The organism is Vibrio cyclitrophicus (assembly GCF_024347435.1).
Classification (GTDB): domain Bacteria; phylum Pseudomonadota; class Gammaproteobacteria; order Enterobacterales; family Vibrionaceae; genus Vibrio; species Vibrio cyclitrophicus.
The window spans coordinates 1,187,443-1,203,278 of sequence record NZ_AP025481.1; the positions used below are offsets into that span (position 1 = coordinate 1,187,443).

The window sequence follows — 15,836 nt, forward strand, 5'->3', positions numbered from 1 at the left end:
CTCAATTTTCACGAGGTTTGGCTTCTGACCGATAAGACTAAACAATCAGAGCTAAGCCTCTCTATCGACTCGAACTCACAATGCGAACGGACTGCTCACTGAGTATCTTCGCGATACAAAAAGAAAATATAAAGAACTTATTATGAACAACTTAAACGTGCTCAATAAATTAAAGACCAACAAGCATTTACTATCAATCGCTGCGATGAGCTTGGCTCTGACCGCGCCAGCAGCAATGGCCAACGATACAGAACAACCTCGAATCATCAGCGCGGGCAGTGCTGTTACCGAATTAGTTTTAGCGCTGGGTGCTCAAGATCAGTTAGTGGCGATTGATGTAACAAGCCATTTCCCTCAAGCAGAGAACCTGCCGAAAATTGGTTATCACCGAAACCTGTCAGCAGAAGGCTTGATAGCATTACAGCCAACAACACTGGTTGGCTCAGATGAAATGGGGCCAGATAACGCAATATCTCAATTGAAATCTGCGGGCGTCGATGTAGAGATCGTCAATACCGAAGCGAATGTTGAAGGGCTATTACAGCGAATAGACCAAATCGCCAAGATTACCCATACCGAAGCACACTCACAGAAAGTTAAAGCCGAAGTCAATCAGAAGGTTGCAGCACTGAAAGCAAACCAAGTACCAAGCAACGAAGCGAAGAAGGTGCTTTTCCTGTTGTTGCATGAAGGTCGCCCTGCGAACGTTGCCGGTGGTGAGACTTCACCAAACGCGATCATTGAATTGGCTGGCGGTGTTAACCCTGCAGCTCAAAGCCTAACGTCTTACAAGCCATTGTCGATGGAATCTCTGATAGAAATGCAGCCAGATGTCATCTTAGTGAGCGGACGTAGCTACCAGAAAATTGGCGGCGCTGATGCCATTCTTAAATCGTTACCTATGCTAGCGGCGACGCCAGCAGGCATGAACAAGCAAATTATTACTGTGAAGGGCAGCGCTTTAGTTGGAGGGCTTGGCCTTGAAAGCCTTTCTGAAGCGAAGCGATTAAACGCACTTATCTATCCGTTATAACTTATCTACCCGCTATAACTAGACTACCCTATTTCTACTGTTGCTTGCTTAATGCTCATCACCGTCTCGCTTTTTGCGAAGTCGGTGATCAGTATTGAAGCTAGTGATAGACATTGAGGCCCTTTATGTTGCTACGATCCGTCCCACTGAAAACATCGATGTTAGGCCTAGGAACTGCCTTAGTCTTCGTCGCGCTGTACTCGATCACTGTTGGGCCAATGAACATTAGCTTGGCTGACAGCGCAGCCAGCCTGCTCCAACTAAACAATGACTTAGCACCTCACATCAATTTGGTGATTCAAGAAATTCGCTTACCCAGAACGATATTGTGCATGCTAATCGGCGCAATACTCGCTTTATGTGGCGCAGTCATGCAGGGCTTATTTCGAAACCCGCTTGCCGAGCCTGGAATCATTGGCGTGTCAGCCGGATCTGCATTGGGTGCCGCATTAGCTATTGTCCTTTTTTCAAAAATTTCCGTCCAATACCCAGCATTTATGAATTTTGCTGCGGTCCCTGTCTTCGCCTTTCTTGGTGGCGCATTAACTACGCTATTGGTGTATAAGCTGGGTACAGGCAAATTTGGCACTTCAGTCACCATCATGCTGTTAGCGGGTGTAGCGATCAGTGCACTATCTGGCGCAGGTATTGGCTTTTTGAATTTCATTGCTGATGACCAAATGCTGCGTGATCTTTCATTATGGTCAATGGGTTCATTAGCGGGTGCTAAGTGGTCTGGCATTTTACTTGCTGCTGTCACGCTCGTTGGATTGTTTATTATTTTCTACCGCCAAGCGATGTCACTGAACGCCCTGCTCTTAGGTGAGTCAGAAGCGCAACACCTTGGTATCCCAGTACAAAAACTTAAACGAAAGTTGATTCTACTGACCGCCGCAGGCGTAGGAATCACGGTTAGTTTGTCTGGGATGATCGGTTTTATCGGGCTTGTGATCCCTCATTTAGGTCGCATGTTAGCGGGCCCGGATCATCGAGTTCTACTTCCCTTATCTGCCGTTTTAGGTGCATTGCTGTTAACCGCCGCAGACATGTTCTCACGCGTGATACTTGCTCCAGCAGAGCTACCTGTAGGTATTGTCACCGCAATAATCGGCGCACCGTTCTTCCTGTACCTACTATTTCAACAGAAAGGGAGAATCCTTTAATGTTTCCTTCAGCGTTAAAAGCGACCGATATCGAAGTGAAGTTCGGCAATAAAGTGATATTAGATGGCGTTTCTATTGAGGTTGAAGCGGGAAAGGTAACCACACTGCTTGGGCCAAATGGCGCGGGTAAAAGCACACTACTCAAAGCCTTGTGCCAAGAAATATCAAGCAACGGTGATATCCAATATTTTGGACACACTAAAGACAAGTGGCCTTCTCATAAGCTTGCAAAGCATCTGGCTATGCTTCCTCAACACAGTACGTTAACCTTCCCCTTCCTAGCACATGAAGTTGTTGAACTTGGTGGAATCCCTCTGCAAGAATCCCACAAAAACCTCAAAAGCATTGCTAGCAAAAAAATGGATGTTGCCGATGTGACTCACTTAAGTGAAAGGCTCTACCCTTCTCTATCTGGCGGTGAAAAACAACGAGTTCACTTGGCTCGAGTGTTAACTCAGCTTCACTATTCTGGTGATCAATGCATATTAATGCTGGATGAGCCTACGTCTGCACTGGATCTCGCCCACCAGCACAACACCTTAAAGATCGCGAGAGAGTTAGCCGACAATCACAATGCTGCTGTTATCGTCGTGCTACATGATCTTAACTTAGCCGCACAATACTCAGATAGATTGGTAGTCTTAAAAAACGGGAACTTGATTTGCGATGGTAGTCCTTGGGAGGCACTTAGACCTTCGATGATTGAGGATGTATATGGCTATAAGAGTATCGTAGAAAAGCACCCAACCATGAGTTTTCCTCAAGTTCACCCCGCTCAATAAGCTCGGTTTAAGGCCTACTCATTTCAAGCATTCGTTCTTAATAACAACTAAGTCATACTAAGCCTCGATTTTTTCGAGGCTTTTTTATTGGCTCATAGCCTCTCTCGCGTCTCAAACTCAACTTTATTAGCAACCATAGCAATAAAGTCCAAACGTCTCATCCTAAGCGTTTGAGGCTCTAAATATGAACCATAGCCGTTGGTGGTACGGAGATTTGACCATTATTAGTAAAGGCATGGAAAACGTAAGCATATAAAAAGAAAAGAAATAAACGCTATCAAGACGGAAGTAAACCGACGAAAACAAGACCAATACATTAGAGGAGAGTAATGAAAAGTGAAATTACAGCCATAAAAAAAGCCCCCTCAGGAGCTTTTTTTATGGCGTGTTGATTATTGGCTCATACGAATTAATGACTTGCCAATCAACCACTCTAGTTCTTTACCGCTAGTCTCACCAAACTGAGTTTCCGTCAGTTTGTATAGACGATCAATACCGTTTGCAGCAAATTCGTGCGCGCTTTCAGCTGTAACGATATGATGGAAAAGTAGACGTAAGATAGCCAGGAATTCAGCGTCTTCAAGTGCGCTAACCCAGCTAGCCGAAAATGCGTCAAGACCATTTTCAAAGTCAATGTGTTCCATGAACATCTTAAAAATACGACCGTCTAGTGCAGCTGTAAAGTCAGTTTTCTTTGGAAAATGGTGGCTTATACCTGTACGAGAAACGCCCGTTTGCTGACTCAACGTCGTGTATGACATCTTGTCGTAACCCAACCTTAGCAACTGGTCTACAACGGCATCCATGATCTTCTGGATAGTGATTTCTGTATCTTCTTTACTACGCTTTGGCATATTCAGGCTCTTCTCTTTGTAAATCCATCTAACTCAATCAAATGAAGTCAGAATGCAAATCGTTATCAGCATTATGTGAGCAAGGTATTTTTTCGCAAGTATTTATAACTAATTTCACACAAATACTATGTACGAATAATTCTACAGTGACGCCTCTCTGGACGCTTTGTCTAATTATTCTTCGAATAATCACCTTACGATCCTAAGTCTGCAATTTTAAATAACTACTTAGAATATGAAATACCCAACGAAAAATTCATTGTATAAATACCTATCAAGCGATAGATAGTCTTATAAAATCATTCCTGGTGCAACTAAGTGAATGATATTCTGACAAATTAATAACATTAATCTTCGACAAAACATGATGGAGATCACATACATATTTTGCGTCGCGAATGTTGATATTCATTTCACCTCTAAACAAACAACATAGCATACCAGTATAAATTAGTTCAAAGATTTTAATTTTTGTAGATACCGTTCAAATTGCTCGTTAGAATAACCTCAGACTTTGTAAGAGGATTATTTATGAGCCAAGATAACGGTAACAATGATGTATGCGAAGCTTGCGGTTGTGCAGGTGAAATCGGCTTTATCATTAAAGAAGGCGACGAAGTTGCTGAAGTAAAGGTTTACGGTAGCTCTAAAGCCCTTATTGAAGCTGAGTTTGCTAAGTACGTTGAGTTAGCAAAACAAGTGTCTAGCAATGTTGAGTTTGAAGCGTCAGAGATGACAGAAGATAGCACTGAATTGCAAGCGCGCTTTAAATTTGAAGTCAGCGCTGAAAAAATTATTTTTGAACTTAAAACTCGCTCTTTAGCGCGTTAATATAAGCATCAATATTCATACAAATAAAAAGGCGAGCTTACTGCTCGTCTTTTTTTATCATTTCAACCCAACCAAGTGCCCCATTAGTTTCAAAATCATTTTCCGCTGTACATTTAATCACCACTCCTGAAACCTCAACGACAGCACCTATGCTATAAGCCTTATCATTGTAATAACAAACTCGTTGCTGTGAACTACTCTGAGTGACGACCACAGCTGCTTTTGCGGGCGTTGATATTATTTTATTAGCATTCGCTGATATTGAACAACACATAGAAGTTAGAAGCATAAAAGCCTGTAAAGTTTGACGCTTTGTTCCAACCCAAAATTTACCTATCATTGTCGTTCTATTCCTTTTTTACCTACCAATAAATGAGTAAAACACTAGGCGAGAATAATTTTTTCATTATAGTGTTATCGTTTATCGTAATAAAGAAGCTTGTTATGATCCGAATAATTGCACTTATTATTGGTTATTTAACCATAACAAATGTGGCAGCAGAACCCCTCGATCAGTATCAAATATTGAACCATTTGGATAATTACGGAAACTTATATTTACGTAATAAGCCGTACACATCACTTCCTAGCGGCCTGATTGTTGATGGTAATCTAAATATAGAGAACACCGCAATTACCCGTTTACCGAAAGGTTTAGAAGTGAACGGCAGTCTTAAAGCGTCTAACAGCCAACTGACAAGAGTTCCTACAGGCATTAAGATAAAGGGCTACGCCGACTTGATTGGCAGCCAAATCACCAGTTGGCCAAGAGGTGTGCGCGTCGGTGGATTTATTAATCTCACAGATACTCCACTACAGAGGCTTCCAAATGGCTTTAGAGTAAAAGGTGACTTAAGCGTCATTCGAACTCCTTTGACGGAACTTCCAAACGGTATCGTCATTGACGGTGATTTGTATATTGGCGGCTCTGCCATTACCGAGTTTCCAGACACCATGACGGTCAAAGGCAATATCTATCTAGGTGGTAACGCCGTGACGACATGGCCAACCAATTTAGAACTCGGCGGTGCTGTTGCTCGCTAGTTTAGACGAAGTTCGTTTTTTGTTCTTATGGGCAATAAAAGACCAAAACCAGACACAAAAAAGGAGCCCAAGGCTCCTTTTTTTAATTCATTCACTTGTTAGTTAGCTAATGCGCTCGTTCGCCTAATCATCATAAGCAAACTAGCCATAAGTGAACGCGAACTAACCAATGTTCTTCACAGGGTTCGCATAGCTATCAATCAAGTACTGACGAGCACCTTGTGGCAAGATCGATAACTTTTCTTCAAACTCTTTTTTAACCGAATCTGTAATTGAGTCATCTTCTTTTTCGGCTGCTAATAAGTTTACTGGGAACAGTTTGTAGTTATCGTGTATTTGACGATCGATTTCTTCGGCAAGCGCTTCAGGCGTATCAAAGTCTTGGTCAATAACCTGACCAAAACCAACGTGCACGCGCCCTTTGTTACCGATAATGCCTTGAATGATACTTTCGATATCTTCAAATTCACCCTTTTCATAACTGCCGTTTACGTCTTTCTCAAAAAGTTCTATCGCTTTCGCGGTGTCACACGGATCGTTTTCGTATGAAATAGCAACAGGCACGATCTTCAACGACTTCACATATTCAGGGAATGCGATTTTTTGCTTACGTCCTTCTACGTGGAACATTTTTAGAATTGCTGGCTCAGTGAAATCATTACCATCTTTAGCTCGGCCTTCTTTTTGAGCGATCCAGATAGAGTTACCCGTTTCTAAAGAGTGCTTAATGTAAGAAGAAAGCTGGCTTAACGCTTTCATCATTTCACGCGGCCCTTTCAGAGAACGTTTTACGATGAAGCTCTTGTTTAGACGCATCAATTCAGTCGCACATGGCTTCTTCAATAGGTTGTCACCAATAGCAATACGACAAGTCTGATGGTTCTTTTGATGCAAAGCGTAATTAACTAGCGCAGGATCCATAGCAATGTCACGATGGTTTGATACAAACAGGTAAGCTTGATCAGTATCCAATGACTCTAAGCCAGTGTATGTCACACCATTGGTGGTTTTAGCTAGCGTGTCACGTAAGTATTTTTTCACTTCAATCTGAATGGATTCGACGCTAGTCAGCTTGCTCCACTTCATTTTTAAGTAAACGCGTAGAATTGGACTCATTAACGTTTTGAACCAAGACGCATGGTTTGAAAAACGGTAGTGCAAAATCGCACTGATAAATTCTTCATCATTAATAAGACGGTTTAGTGCCGCAGGAATTTCATCATCGCCGTAAGGACGAATATCAACATATGGATCGCTTGGAGAGGTCATTTTTTAATTCATATAATAAAAAGCTGGCTCATTCTACGCGTTGTTTTGACTTCTCGCAGCTACAGAGCCCATACTTTTGACAAGGTCAGACCAGAAACATTGAAAATCCCCTGTTATTGTTGGCATTCTTACAGATTAACGGTAATCTTGACGCCCCAAAATTAAGGTACTATCTATGAACTTCGCTATTGAATATACATCGGCTTACTTTTCACACTTGGTGATCACACCACGCAAGAAAGTACTTAAACATAGCCTTGTATCGGTTCAAAGTGGCTTGGTTTTGATAAAGCTAGGTAAACAAGAGTATGCCGTTGAGCCAGGTCAAAGTATCTGGATTCCCTATGACTGCTTAACGTCACTGACCTACTTTCCAAATACCCAAATTAATCGTGTCGATTTTTCTGTGCGTTTAACGGATTCTTTCCCAAGACAAGCGGGTTACATCACTCAAGCGAACCTGTCTTCGGCGCTATTAGAAAAACTAGAGATAACCAAAGCTCGCGCTTCAAATGCTAATAATACCGAGCAAGCATTCAAAGATATGCTTTCTGTGCTTAAACAAGAAGTGTTAGCGTTCAAACCATTACTTTGCGAAAGCGCCCTGTCTCAGCGATTCAATCAATGGAATATTGATGACTCTAACCTGCCACAAGAACACACCTTGGTGATGGTAATGAGGGAAGCAAAGAAACGCATGCAATCAGGTCAAAAGCGTGCGTTGGTGATTGATGACTTGTTCTCAGGTAAGGAAGAGGAGTTTGAGCAACTGTGTATGCTAGTGTTCGGTGAAGAACTCTAGACAAAAGAGTCCGGTCCCCGTTCTTTACTCACTAAATTCAGACGTAAACCAGTCTATGAGCTAACTATTAAACCAAGCCAAAAACACTAGATACTAAAAAGCCGCAAAAACTCAGTTTTTGCGGCTTTTTTAATTCTTAACATTTCAACTTTGAATTCTTCGCATCTCAACATCGACTAATGGCCTTTCGGTCTAGAATGGCAATTCAACCTGCATCATCAAGTCTGCGTCTCGTGAGTCATGCCAACGGTAATCAAAGCGCATACGAGGTTGCCCTTCTACTTTCTCACCAAAACCGATACTCAACTGAAGACCATGGTTCATTAACCATTCTTCTGTAGACATGTCATATTGCTCGTCTTCCAGATCTTCAGGGAACCACATCCCCAAGCCAACATAGTTTGATTCAAGGCTTTGTGTTAACAGAGGGGAATCTTTACTTTGGATAACCCAATCGGACCAATAGTCAGGTTTACTCTCTGAGTCTCCGCCTGAAAATCCACTGATTTCTAGCATACGCTGACCAAAAGATTCGATGCTAGTAGAAAAATTTAGACAACTATTTTCATCACCAGAAGTCAGCATGATCGAATCTAAACTAAAAAAATCACAATCAGCGTACGCAGGCATACTGCATGCAGCAATAATTAACGTCGCTGGTATCGCGCCCTTCAGCATAGTCATCAGACCTCTTAAAATAGTGAATCTATATTATTGTATACAGTTCACTGTCTTGCAATATTCTTGTAACTGACTTTGTACTCAGTTTTGCTACATTGCTCCCATTTTGCAAAGCGTGGCGAATATCAGTGCTTCGAATCTTTACTTTTTCGGGGCAAGCCATAACAGACCAGCGTTCTGTTATTTCATCTGATTTATAAAACGATGAAAACTTAAAGAAATTATCAGGCCCGATGACAAAGGTCAGTTCGGCCTCTGGATGCTGCTTTTGAAGCTGACTAAGGACGGCATAGGTCGTGACACTTTCACCAGGAGTAAATAGTCCTTTCTCAACTAATGACAGTTCAACTTGATCCAGCAATAAATCAGAGATAAACGCCTCGACAAGCTGACATCTCGTATCAAAGTCTAGCATCTCTTTTCCCCAAGCATGGGCAATGCTTGGTACCAGTAGAATCTTGTCAAAGTGAGCCAACGAATCAATCACACTTTTATGCCCTAAGCTCGGTGGATTAAACGCACTACCGAAAATGGCTATTTTTTCCATTATTAATTACTGCCTTCTCTTTCTAAGCTTGTGCAAAGAGGTTTTTAAATCGAATGATTTAGGTATGATAACACTAGATTTTTAATTTGCTTGCAGGAAAGGAATACGAATGGAACAGTTAATTCGTGATGAAATGCGCGTACTACCTTCAATTGACCCTCACTTCGAAGTGACTCGTCGTGTGGACTTTATTAAAACGAAACTACAACAGTCAGGCTGCAAGTCTCTGATCCTTGGTATCAGCGGCGGTGTAGACTCAACAACCTGTGGCCGTTTAGCACAAATGGCAATTGATAGCCTGAATGAAAGCTCTGGCAGTAACGACTATCAATTCATTGCTGTTCGCTTACCTTATGGCGAGCAAAAAGATGAAGATGAAGCACAGCTTGCTCTGTCTTTCATCCAGCCTTCTCAGTCCGTTTCTGTAAACATTAAGGCGGGCGTTGATGGGCTTCACGCAGCATCTCATGTTGCTTTAGAAAGCACAGGCTTATTACCAACAGATTCGGCGAAAATCGACTTTGTAAAAGGCAATGTGAAAGCTCGAGCTCGCATGATCGCACAATACGAAATCGCAGGTTACGTCGGTGGTCTTGTTATTGGTACCGATCACTCAGCAGAAAACATCACTGGTTTCTACACTAAGCACGGCGATGGCGCATGTGATTTGGCTCCTCTGTTCGGTTTGAACAAACGACAAGTTCGTGAACTGGCTGCAACATTAGGTGCCCCAGAATTGCTGGTGAAGAAAACCCCAACCGCTGACCTAGAAGAACTGGACCCACAGAAAGCTGATGAAGCAGCATTGAACCTTTCTTACGATCAGATCGACGATTTCCTTGAAGGCAAAGAAGTGTCTCAAGATGTATCAGATCGCTTAGTTAGTATCTACAAAGCAACACAGCACAAGCGTCAACCTATCCCAACGATCTACGATTAATTTTAGTTAATTAGTGATAACGTAAAGCTAGTGGGATTATACAACTAGCAACGCAGTAAGAACCAAAAAGGCCGGAAGTTCATCTAGACGAACTTCAGGCCTTTTCTACTTGAGGCACTTTTTTATGGTCTAACGAGTCGCTAATCCACAACTTCGATATCCGTTTGCGGAACACTGCAACACGCCAGTATCTGGCCCATGTTACGTTCATGCTCTTGCAGTGCTGGTACGTCAGGTTGGTGAACCTGCCCTGATTCAAGTGTCACTTTACACGCGCCACAAAAACCAGCACGACAGCTAGAAGCAATAGGCACACCCGCCGACTCTGCCTGTTCTAGAAGCGTTGATTGGTTATTACCTTCAAACAAGTAGCCGTTTACACTCAACTGCAGTTGCTTCACAGTTTCATCAGTGGATTGGGCAACACCAAATGCTTCTTGATGGTAATGCTGAGGGTTAAGCCCCATTTGAATTAACAATTTTTTTGCGTTATCCATAAAACCATCAGGGCCACACACAAACGCTTGGCGCTTGTGCAGTTCTTCAATTTTAGCGATATGCGACACACTCAAGCGCCCAGACAAACCATCCCATTCTTTGGTTGGCTGACTCAAAGAATAAATCACACGCAGACCGGTATGCTCGCTGGCAATCTTATCAATCTCAGCTTGATAAGGAATATCCTCTTCGCTGCTGCATTGGTGATAGAAAACCACATCATCGATTTGACCATGATCAGCTAAATAACGAAGCATCGACAACATTGGGGTTACACCGCTACCGGCAGACAAAAGCAGTAACGGGTGCGTTGGATTTTCTTCTAAATAAAATGCACCATCTGGATTTTTCGCGACTAAGGTATCGCCTACGTGAAAGTGATCATTGAGCCAGTTAGAAATTTGACCATCATCTACACGCTTAACTGATATAGCTAAACGGCCCAATCGTGATGGGCTTGAAGACAGTGTGTAACGACGTGAAACCGTCTCGCCATCAATAACCATTTCAATCGGCAAATGCTGACCAGGTTGATAACTTGGTAATGCGTGATTCTCTTTCGCAGGCTCTAACCAAAAAGTTGTAAAATCACGTGCAATCTCTTCACGCTCAACACAGGTTAAATGTAACGACTCTATCCAAGTATCTTCGTAGTGCTCTTTCTCTTTAGTTTCTAATACTTCAACGACATCACCTGCTTTGACTAAACCTTCATTTTTAGCAACTAGGTTTTGACCAAAGAAAACGCCACCACGCTCGTTGGCTCTAAATTTAGAAAAAGTGTTAAGCGGCTCTTTTGTTTCTCTAAACTCACCACGTTCAACGTCAACCGTTGTGAGAATGCACCGTTCACAAGGCTTAACGGATTCAAATTCAACCTCACCAATTCGTATACGCTTCCAGCCGTCTTCAGCAAATGCTTCGGTATTAGAAACAACAAAGTTGGTGCGGAACTGATCCATCGAATGAGTTTCAGGACTACGACGATTGAGTTCATCAAGAGAGGCTTGGCTAATCACTAACATTGGGTAACCGTCGGCAAAGCTCACATTGTGACCGAGCTTTTCACGAACACGATTCGATTGATCTCCAGAGAACAGAAGCTCAACTCGAACCCCCAACACTTCACTGAACCAATCGTCAGCTTCGTCGTTGGTCGTATACGCCGTGAAACTGTCTTTCCAGACCGTTGCTGGCGCCTCTTGCATCTTAAAGCTTGTGTACTTTAAACGCAGCGGCTCTTTACCTTCATAAGTAAAAATCAAACCATCAGGCTGCAAACTTGAAGATACCTTGACCATTTTCGGATACTTACGGGCCGTCACCATTGAACCGTCAGCTAGCGCTAACATAAAACGTCTGTCGAAGGTGAGACCTTGTTTTTCGACCCAAGCAGAAGAGAGTGAAATCCCACCTACTGATTTAACCGGAAACACATTGATTTGAGATAGAGAAGGCACTTGCTCTGAAGCCTTTTGATCTGACGGTAGCTGCGACATAACGATTCCAATGTTTTGTTATTTGTCCTAATGCTAACAAATGGTTATAAATAGATAAACTGACAAGCACTAAACACTTGATACCAAGCTATTATCTTGAGATGTTTATCCTAGTATCCCATATACATAAAAACAGCAATGTATTAACACTCTCCATACGTTCTATAATTTGAACACGGTATCGCATTAAACTTTCATTGAATAAAAAGGATTTATCATGAACAAACTCGTCATTATCATCTTATGTGTCCTGCTCCCGCCTGTTGGGGTGTTCTTCGCTCGCGGCGCAGGTAAAGATTTACTGATTAACATCGTCCTCACTTTCTTTTTCTGGGTGCCAGGAATGATTCACGGACTATGGGTCGCCACTCGCTAGCCCTTCGACTAATCTAATACAGAATAAATACCTATAAAAACAGGCTCCTAACCCTGAAGAGTTAAAAATAGGATGAAATGAAAGTGCTTTTCCACTATCATCCTGTCGCCTAAACGTAAGCGATTGCTTTCACAGATTTCGCCGAGTTTAGGCTCCAACTACATAACACTTCAATTGGTGGGAGCCTTCAATGACACAACTTACGATTACTCGTCCTGACGACTGGCACGTTCATCTACGCGATGGCGACGTATTAAAAGATACAGTGCGCGATATCAGCCGCTACAATGGTCGAGCGTTAATCATGCCAAACACCATCCCACCGGTAACCGATACCGAAATGGCTTTAGCTTACCGTGAACGCATCATGGCAGAGCAACCAAGTGAACAGTTCCAGCCTTTAATGGCACTTTACCTAACAGATAACACGACTCCTGATGAAATTCGCAAAGCGAAAGAGTCTGGTGCAGTTGTTGCAGCGAAGCTTTACCCAGCAGGCGCGACGACAAACTCGGATTCAGGCGTAACTTCGGCTCAAAAGATTTACCACGTGTTAGAAGCAATGCAAGAAGTGGATATGTTGCTTCTGGTTCACGGCGAAGTAACCACTCACGATGTTGATATCTTCGACCGTGAGAAGCAGTTCCTAGACACAGTACTCGCTCCAATTGTAAACGACTTCCCTAACTTGAAGATTGTTCTAGAGCACATCACAACCGCTGATGCTGCAAACTTCGTGAAAAACGCAAACGACAACGTAGCCGCAACAATTACAGCTCACCACTTACTTTACAACCGCAACCACATGTTGGTTGGTGGCATTAAGCCACATTTCTACTGCCTACCTATCCTAAAGCGCAACACTCACCAATTAGCGCTAATCGAGGCTGCAACAAGTGGTAGCAAGAAGTTCTTCTTGGGTACAGACTCTGCACCACACGCAAAAGGCGCAAAAGAGTCAGCATGTGGCTGTGCAGGTTCTTACACAGCGCACGCTGCCGTTGAACTGTACGCAGAAGTGTTCGACTTAGAAGGTAAAATTGAGAACCTAGAAGCGTTTGCAAGCCACAACGGCCCTGACTTCTACGGTATGCCGCGTAACACAGACACCATCACTCTTGTTAAAGAAGAGTGGAACGTTGCTGAAACCATGCCTTTCGGTTCAGACATCGTAGTGCCAATCCGTGGAGGCGAGACGATTGCTTGGTCTGTAAAGTAAACACTTGGTCGTAAAAATAAGCGCTTATATTGAAAAATAAGAGCGTGGTGTTAATTAAACACGACCCATTAGATTAAAAGGGGCACCATAATGATTATGGTGCCCCTTTTTGTTCTGATGACAGGCATCCTTTCACCGAACACAATTTATCACTTATTTACCACGAACTTTCTCTATTGCACCCCAAACGATTACGACAAACAATCCAGCAAGAACACCAATCACGGCATTCAACAGAGTTGGAATAATCGCTGTCGCAATCGTATGACCACTAAAATCCATAATGATCGGTTCGATTAAATGGTGGATAACTGGCACGCTGTGTACCACAATACCGCCACCAACTAAGAACATCGCAGCCGTACCAACAACAGCAAGTAACTTCATTAGTTTTGGGGCAAATGCAACTAGCCCATTCCCCAACTTGGTTTTAATGGCATTACCACTCGATGTACGCTGGAGATAAAAACCTAAATCGTCTAGCTTCACGATTCCTGCAACCAAGCCATAAACACCCATCGTCATCACAACTGCAATTAAACTCACAACAAGAATTTGAGTCACAATACTTGTCCCCGTTACAGTACCCAGCGCAATCACTATGATCTCTGCAGACAAGATGAAGTCGGTCCGAATCGCACCCGCTACCTTTCTCTTCTCATACTCTTCTAAGGATTCATTAGTGTCATTTTCTACACTTTTTTCTTCATGTGGATGAGCATGAGGGAAGATCTTCTCTAATACTTTTTCTGCCCCTTCAAAACAAAGAAACAAGCCACCAATCAAGAGTAATGGCATGATCAGCCAAGGAATAAACGCGCTGATCAATAATGCTGCAGGCACTAAGATCAGCTTGTTTTTAAATGAGCCTTTTGCAACCGCCCATACCACTGGGATCTCTCTTTCAGCAGCAACACCTGATACCTGTTGGGCATTCAGAGCTAAATCATCACCTAATACACCTGCGGTTTTTTTCGCCGCAACTTTAGACATTAGCGCGACATCGTCTAGCACTGTTGCTATGTCATCTAGCAATGTGAGTAAACTTGCTCCAGCCATTTTTTATTCTCTTTCAAAGGATTGAACAACAAATGGAATGTAACACTATCAATCCACTCATCAAAGTTATGAGTCTGTAATAAATAAAGTCACAAACTGTGTTTTCTATTGCTGTCGCAGTTAGACAGGACTAGTCTGTCTTCATCTTTCATGAACATAAAAGAAAAAGTATAGATGAAAAGTGAATACTTCTACCCAATCGGTCAGCCAGGACAAAAGTGGCAACAAGCAGAACGTGAAGCGTGGTTCACTCAAAGAACGGTTAAGCGTGAATACCAACAAGAAGTTGTACCAAAGATTAAAGCGCTTGCAGACCGCCTCGACATCGAACAATACGGTGCATTGAGCTACGATGAAGCTCGCTTCCCGCTTTTCGCTATCAAAAGCAAAAACTGGGATGCATCAAAACCCACGGTTCTAGTAACAGGTGGTGTACACGGTTACGAAACCAGTGGTGTACACGGTGCGATTAAGTTCGCGGCAACTCAAGCAGAACAATACTCAGCACACTTCAACATTGTTGTTGCTCCCTGTGTGAGCCCTTGGGGCTACGAAGTGATCAACCGTTGGAACCAAAATGCGGTCGATCCAAACCGCTCTTTCTACGACAGTACGCCAGCAGAAGAATCAGCAAACCTACGTGCGTTAGTGGCTTCTTTGCCAAAAGTACTGGTTCACGTTGACCTGCATGAGACGACAGATTCTGATGAAACTGAATTCCGACCAGCACTCGCGGCTCGTGATGGTATTGAGTACATCGAAGGTATGATTCCAGATGGTTTCTACACGGTTGGCGATACAGAAAACCCGCAACCAGAATTCCAAGCGGCAGTAATTGCTTCAGTAGAAAAAGTAACGCACATTGCGCCTGCGGATGACGAAGGCAAGATCATTGGTTCAGACGTCACTCAGCACGGTGTGATCAACTACCCAATGAAGAAGCTTGGCTTATGTGGCAGCGTTACTGATTGCAAATACGGCACAACCACAGAAGTTTACCCAGACAGCGACAAAGTGACAGACGAAGAGTGCAATGACGCTCAAGTGGCTGCGGTAACCGGTGCTTTGGATTACGTAATCCAACACGAATTAAACGCTTAAGCGACTACTTAAGACCTCGCACCAAGCACTTAGTAGCGAGTTCCCTACCTAAAGCGAATCTCTAAAACTAAAAAAGAGCCATAAGTGACGATTCACTTGTGGCTCTTTTATTATGTCTTTTCTGCTTATCTTTGATTT

Annotated in this window: 17 protein-coding genes; 10 read left to right on the top strand and 7 right to left on the bottom strand. The window is 42.9% G+C overall.

The window, feature by feature from the left end; genetic code table 11:
• Positions 1-142: 142 nt before the first annotated feature.
• The 3 genes from OCW38_RS20115 to OCW38_RS20125 all read left to right on the top strand — a co-directional run bounded on the left by OCW38_RS20115 (position 143) and on the right by OCW38_RS20125 (position 2,978).
• Entirely contained in the window at positions 143-1,033 is an 891-nt protein-coding gene (locus tag OCW38_RS20115; protein WP_016768805.1) for a heme/hemin ABC transporter substrate-binding protein, read from the top strand.
• 125 nt (positions 1,034-1,158) lie between these two features.
• Positions 1,159-2,196, top strand: coding sequence for a FecCD family ABC transporter permease (locus OCW38_RS20120; protein ID WP_016768806.1), 1,038 nt, complete (start codon positions 1,159-1,161; stop codon positions 2,194-2,196).
• Positions 2,196-2,978: a heme ABC transporter ATP-binding protein gene (locus tag OCW38_RS20125; RefSeq protein WP_016768807.1), complete on the top strand. Its 783-nt coding sequence runs from the start codon at positions 2,196-2,198 to the stop codon at positions 2,976-2,978. Before OCW38_RS20120 ends, OCW38_RS20125 begins: the two co-directional genes overlap by 1 nt.
• Positions 2,979-3,370: 392 nt before the next feature.
• Here OCW38_RS20125 and OCW38_RS20130 read toward each other — a convergent pair whose 3' ends face one another.
• Complete coding sequence (locus tag OCW38_RS20130; RefSeq protein WP_010431239.1) at positions 3,371-3,832, bottom strand: TetR/AcrR family transcriptional regulator; 462 nt, start codon at positions 3,830-3,832, stop codon at positions 3,371-3,373.
• Between the two features lie 531 nt (positions 3,833-4,363).
• Between OCW38_RS20130 and OCW38_RS20135 the strand changes: the two genes are divergently transcribed.
• On the top strand, positions 4,364-4,663 hold the full coding sequence (locus OCW38_RS20135; RefSeq protein ID WP_016768808.1) for a YfcZ/YiiS family protein: 300 nt from the start codon (positions 4,364-4,366) through the stop codon (positions 4,661-4,663).
• A gap of 37 nt (positions 4,664-4,700) precedes the next feature.
• Here OCW38_RS20135 and OCW38_RS20140 read toward each other — a convergent pair whose 3' ends face one another.
• Entirely contained in the window at positions 4,701-5,003 is a 303-nt protein-coding gene (locus OCW38_RS20140) for a DUF1496 domain-containing protein (RefSeq protein WP_016784268.1), read from the bottom strand.
• Positions 5,004-5,107: 104 nt separating this feature from the next.
• Between OCW38_RS20140 and OCW38_RS20145 the strand changes: the two genes are divergently transcribed.
• Entirely contained in the window at positions 5,108-5,707 is a 600-nt protein-coding gene (locus OCW38_RS20145; RefSeq protein WP_010431249.1) for a hypothetical protein, read from the top strand.
• A gap of 162 nt (positions 5,708-5,869) precedes the next feature.
• Here the strand turns inward: OCW38_RS20145 and OCW38_RS20150 are convergent, their stop codons facing one another.
• On the bottom strand, positions 5,870-6,976 hold the full coding sequence (locus OCW38_RS20150; protein ID WP_016767906.1) for a 1-acyl-sn-glycerol-3-phosphate acyltransferase: 1,107 nt from the start codon (positions 6,974-6,976) through the stop codon (positions 5,870-5,872).
• Positions 6,977-7,151: 175 nt separating this feature from the next.
• Between OCW38_RS20150 and OCW38_RS20155 the strand changes: the two genes are divergently transcribed.
• Complete coding sequence (locus tag OCW38_RS20155; protein WP_261895921.1) at positions 7,152-7,778, top strand: AraC family transcriptional regulator; 627 nt, start codon at positions 7,152-7,154, stop codon at positions 7,776-7,778.
• 192 nt (positions 7,779-7,970) lie between these two features.
• On the opposite strand, the gene OCW38_RS20160 is transcribed toward OCW38_RS20155, so the two are convergent.
• Positions 7,971-8,462 carry a hypothetical protein gene (locus tag OCW38_RS20160; protein ID WP_010431257.1) on the bottom strand — a complete coding sequence of 164 codons (492 nt, stop codon included), beginning with the start codon at positions 8,460-8,462 and terminating at the stop codon, positions 7,971-7,973.
• Positions 8,463-8,484: 22 nt separating this feature from the next.
• The gene (locus tag OCW38_RS20165; RefSeq protein WP_010431259.1) at positions 8,485-9,006 is read right to left on the bottom strand and encodes a nicotinate-nicotinamide nucleotide adenylyltransferase; all 522 of its coding nucleotides are present in this window, start codon (positions 9,004-9,006) and stop codon (positions 8,485-8,487) included.
• A gap of 109 nt (positions 9,007-9,115) precedes the next feature.
• Here OCW38_RS20165 and nadE point away from each other — a divergent pair, with 109 nt between their 5' ends.
• Positions 9,116-9,946, top strand: coding sequence for an ammonia-dependent NAD(+) synthetase (gene nadE / locus OCW38_RS20170; protein ID WP_010431261.1), 831 nt, complete (start codon positions 9,116-9,118; stop codon positions 9,944-9,946).
• A 140-nt stretch (positions 9,947-10,086) separates the two neighbouring features.
• On the opposite strand, the gene OCW38_RS20175 is transcribed toward nadE, so the two are convergent.
• Positions 10,087-11,943, bottom strand: a complete 1,857-nt coding sequence (locus tag OCW38_RS20175) for a hybrid-cluster NAD(P)-dependent oxidoreductase (RefSeq protein ID WP_102270058.1) — start codon at positions 11,941-11,943, stop codon at positions 10,087-10,089.
• Positions 11,944-12,160: 217 nt separating this feature from the next.
• Between OCW38_RS20175 and OCW38_RS20180 the strand changes: the two genes are divergently transcribed.
• A complete protein-coding gene (locus OCW38_RS20180) occupies positions 12,161-12,319 on the top strand; it encodes a YqaE/Pmp3 family membrane protein (RefSeq protein WP_008215717.1) in 159 nt (52 codons plus the stop codon).
• Between the two features lie 190 nt (positions 12,320-12,509).
• Positions 12,510-13,538, top strand: coding sequence for a dihydroorotase (gene pyrC / locus OCW38_RS20185; RefSeq protein ID WP_016790492.1), 1,029 nt, complete (start codon positions 12,510-12,512; stop codon positions 13,536-13,538).
• 153 nt (positions 13,539-13,691) lie between these two features.
• Here the strand turns inward: pyrC and OCW38_RS20190 are convergent, their stop codons facing one another.
• Entirely contained in the window at positions 13,692-14,597 is a 906-nt protein-coding gene (locus tag OCW38_RS20190) for a DUF808 domain-containing protein (protein WP_010431277.1), read from the bottom strand.
• Positions 14,598-14,771: 174 nt separating this feature from the next.
• On the opposite strand from OCW38_RS20190, the gene OCW38_RS20195 reads away from it, so the two are divergent.
• Positions 14,772-15,698: a M14 family metallopeptidase gene (locus OCW38_RS20195; protein ID WP_102270059.1), complete on the top strand. Its 927-nt coding sequence runs from the start codon at positions 14,772-14,774 to the stop codon at positions 15,696-15,698.
• The last annotated feature ends 138 nt before the right edge of the window (positions 15,699-15,836 follow it).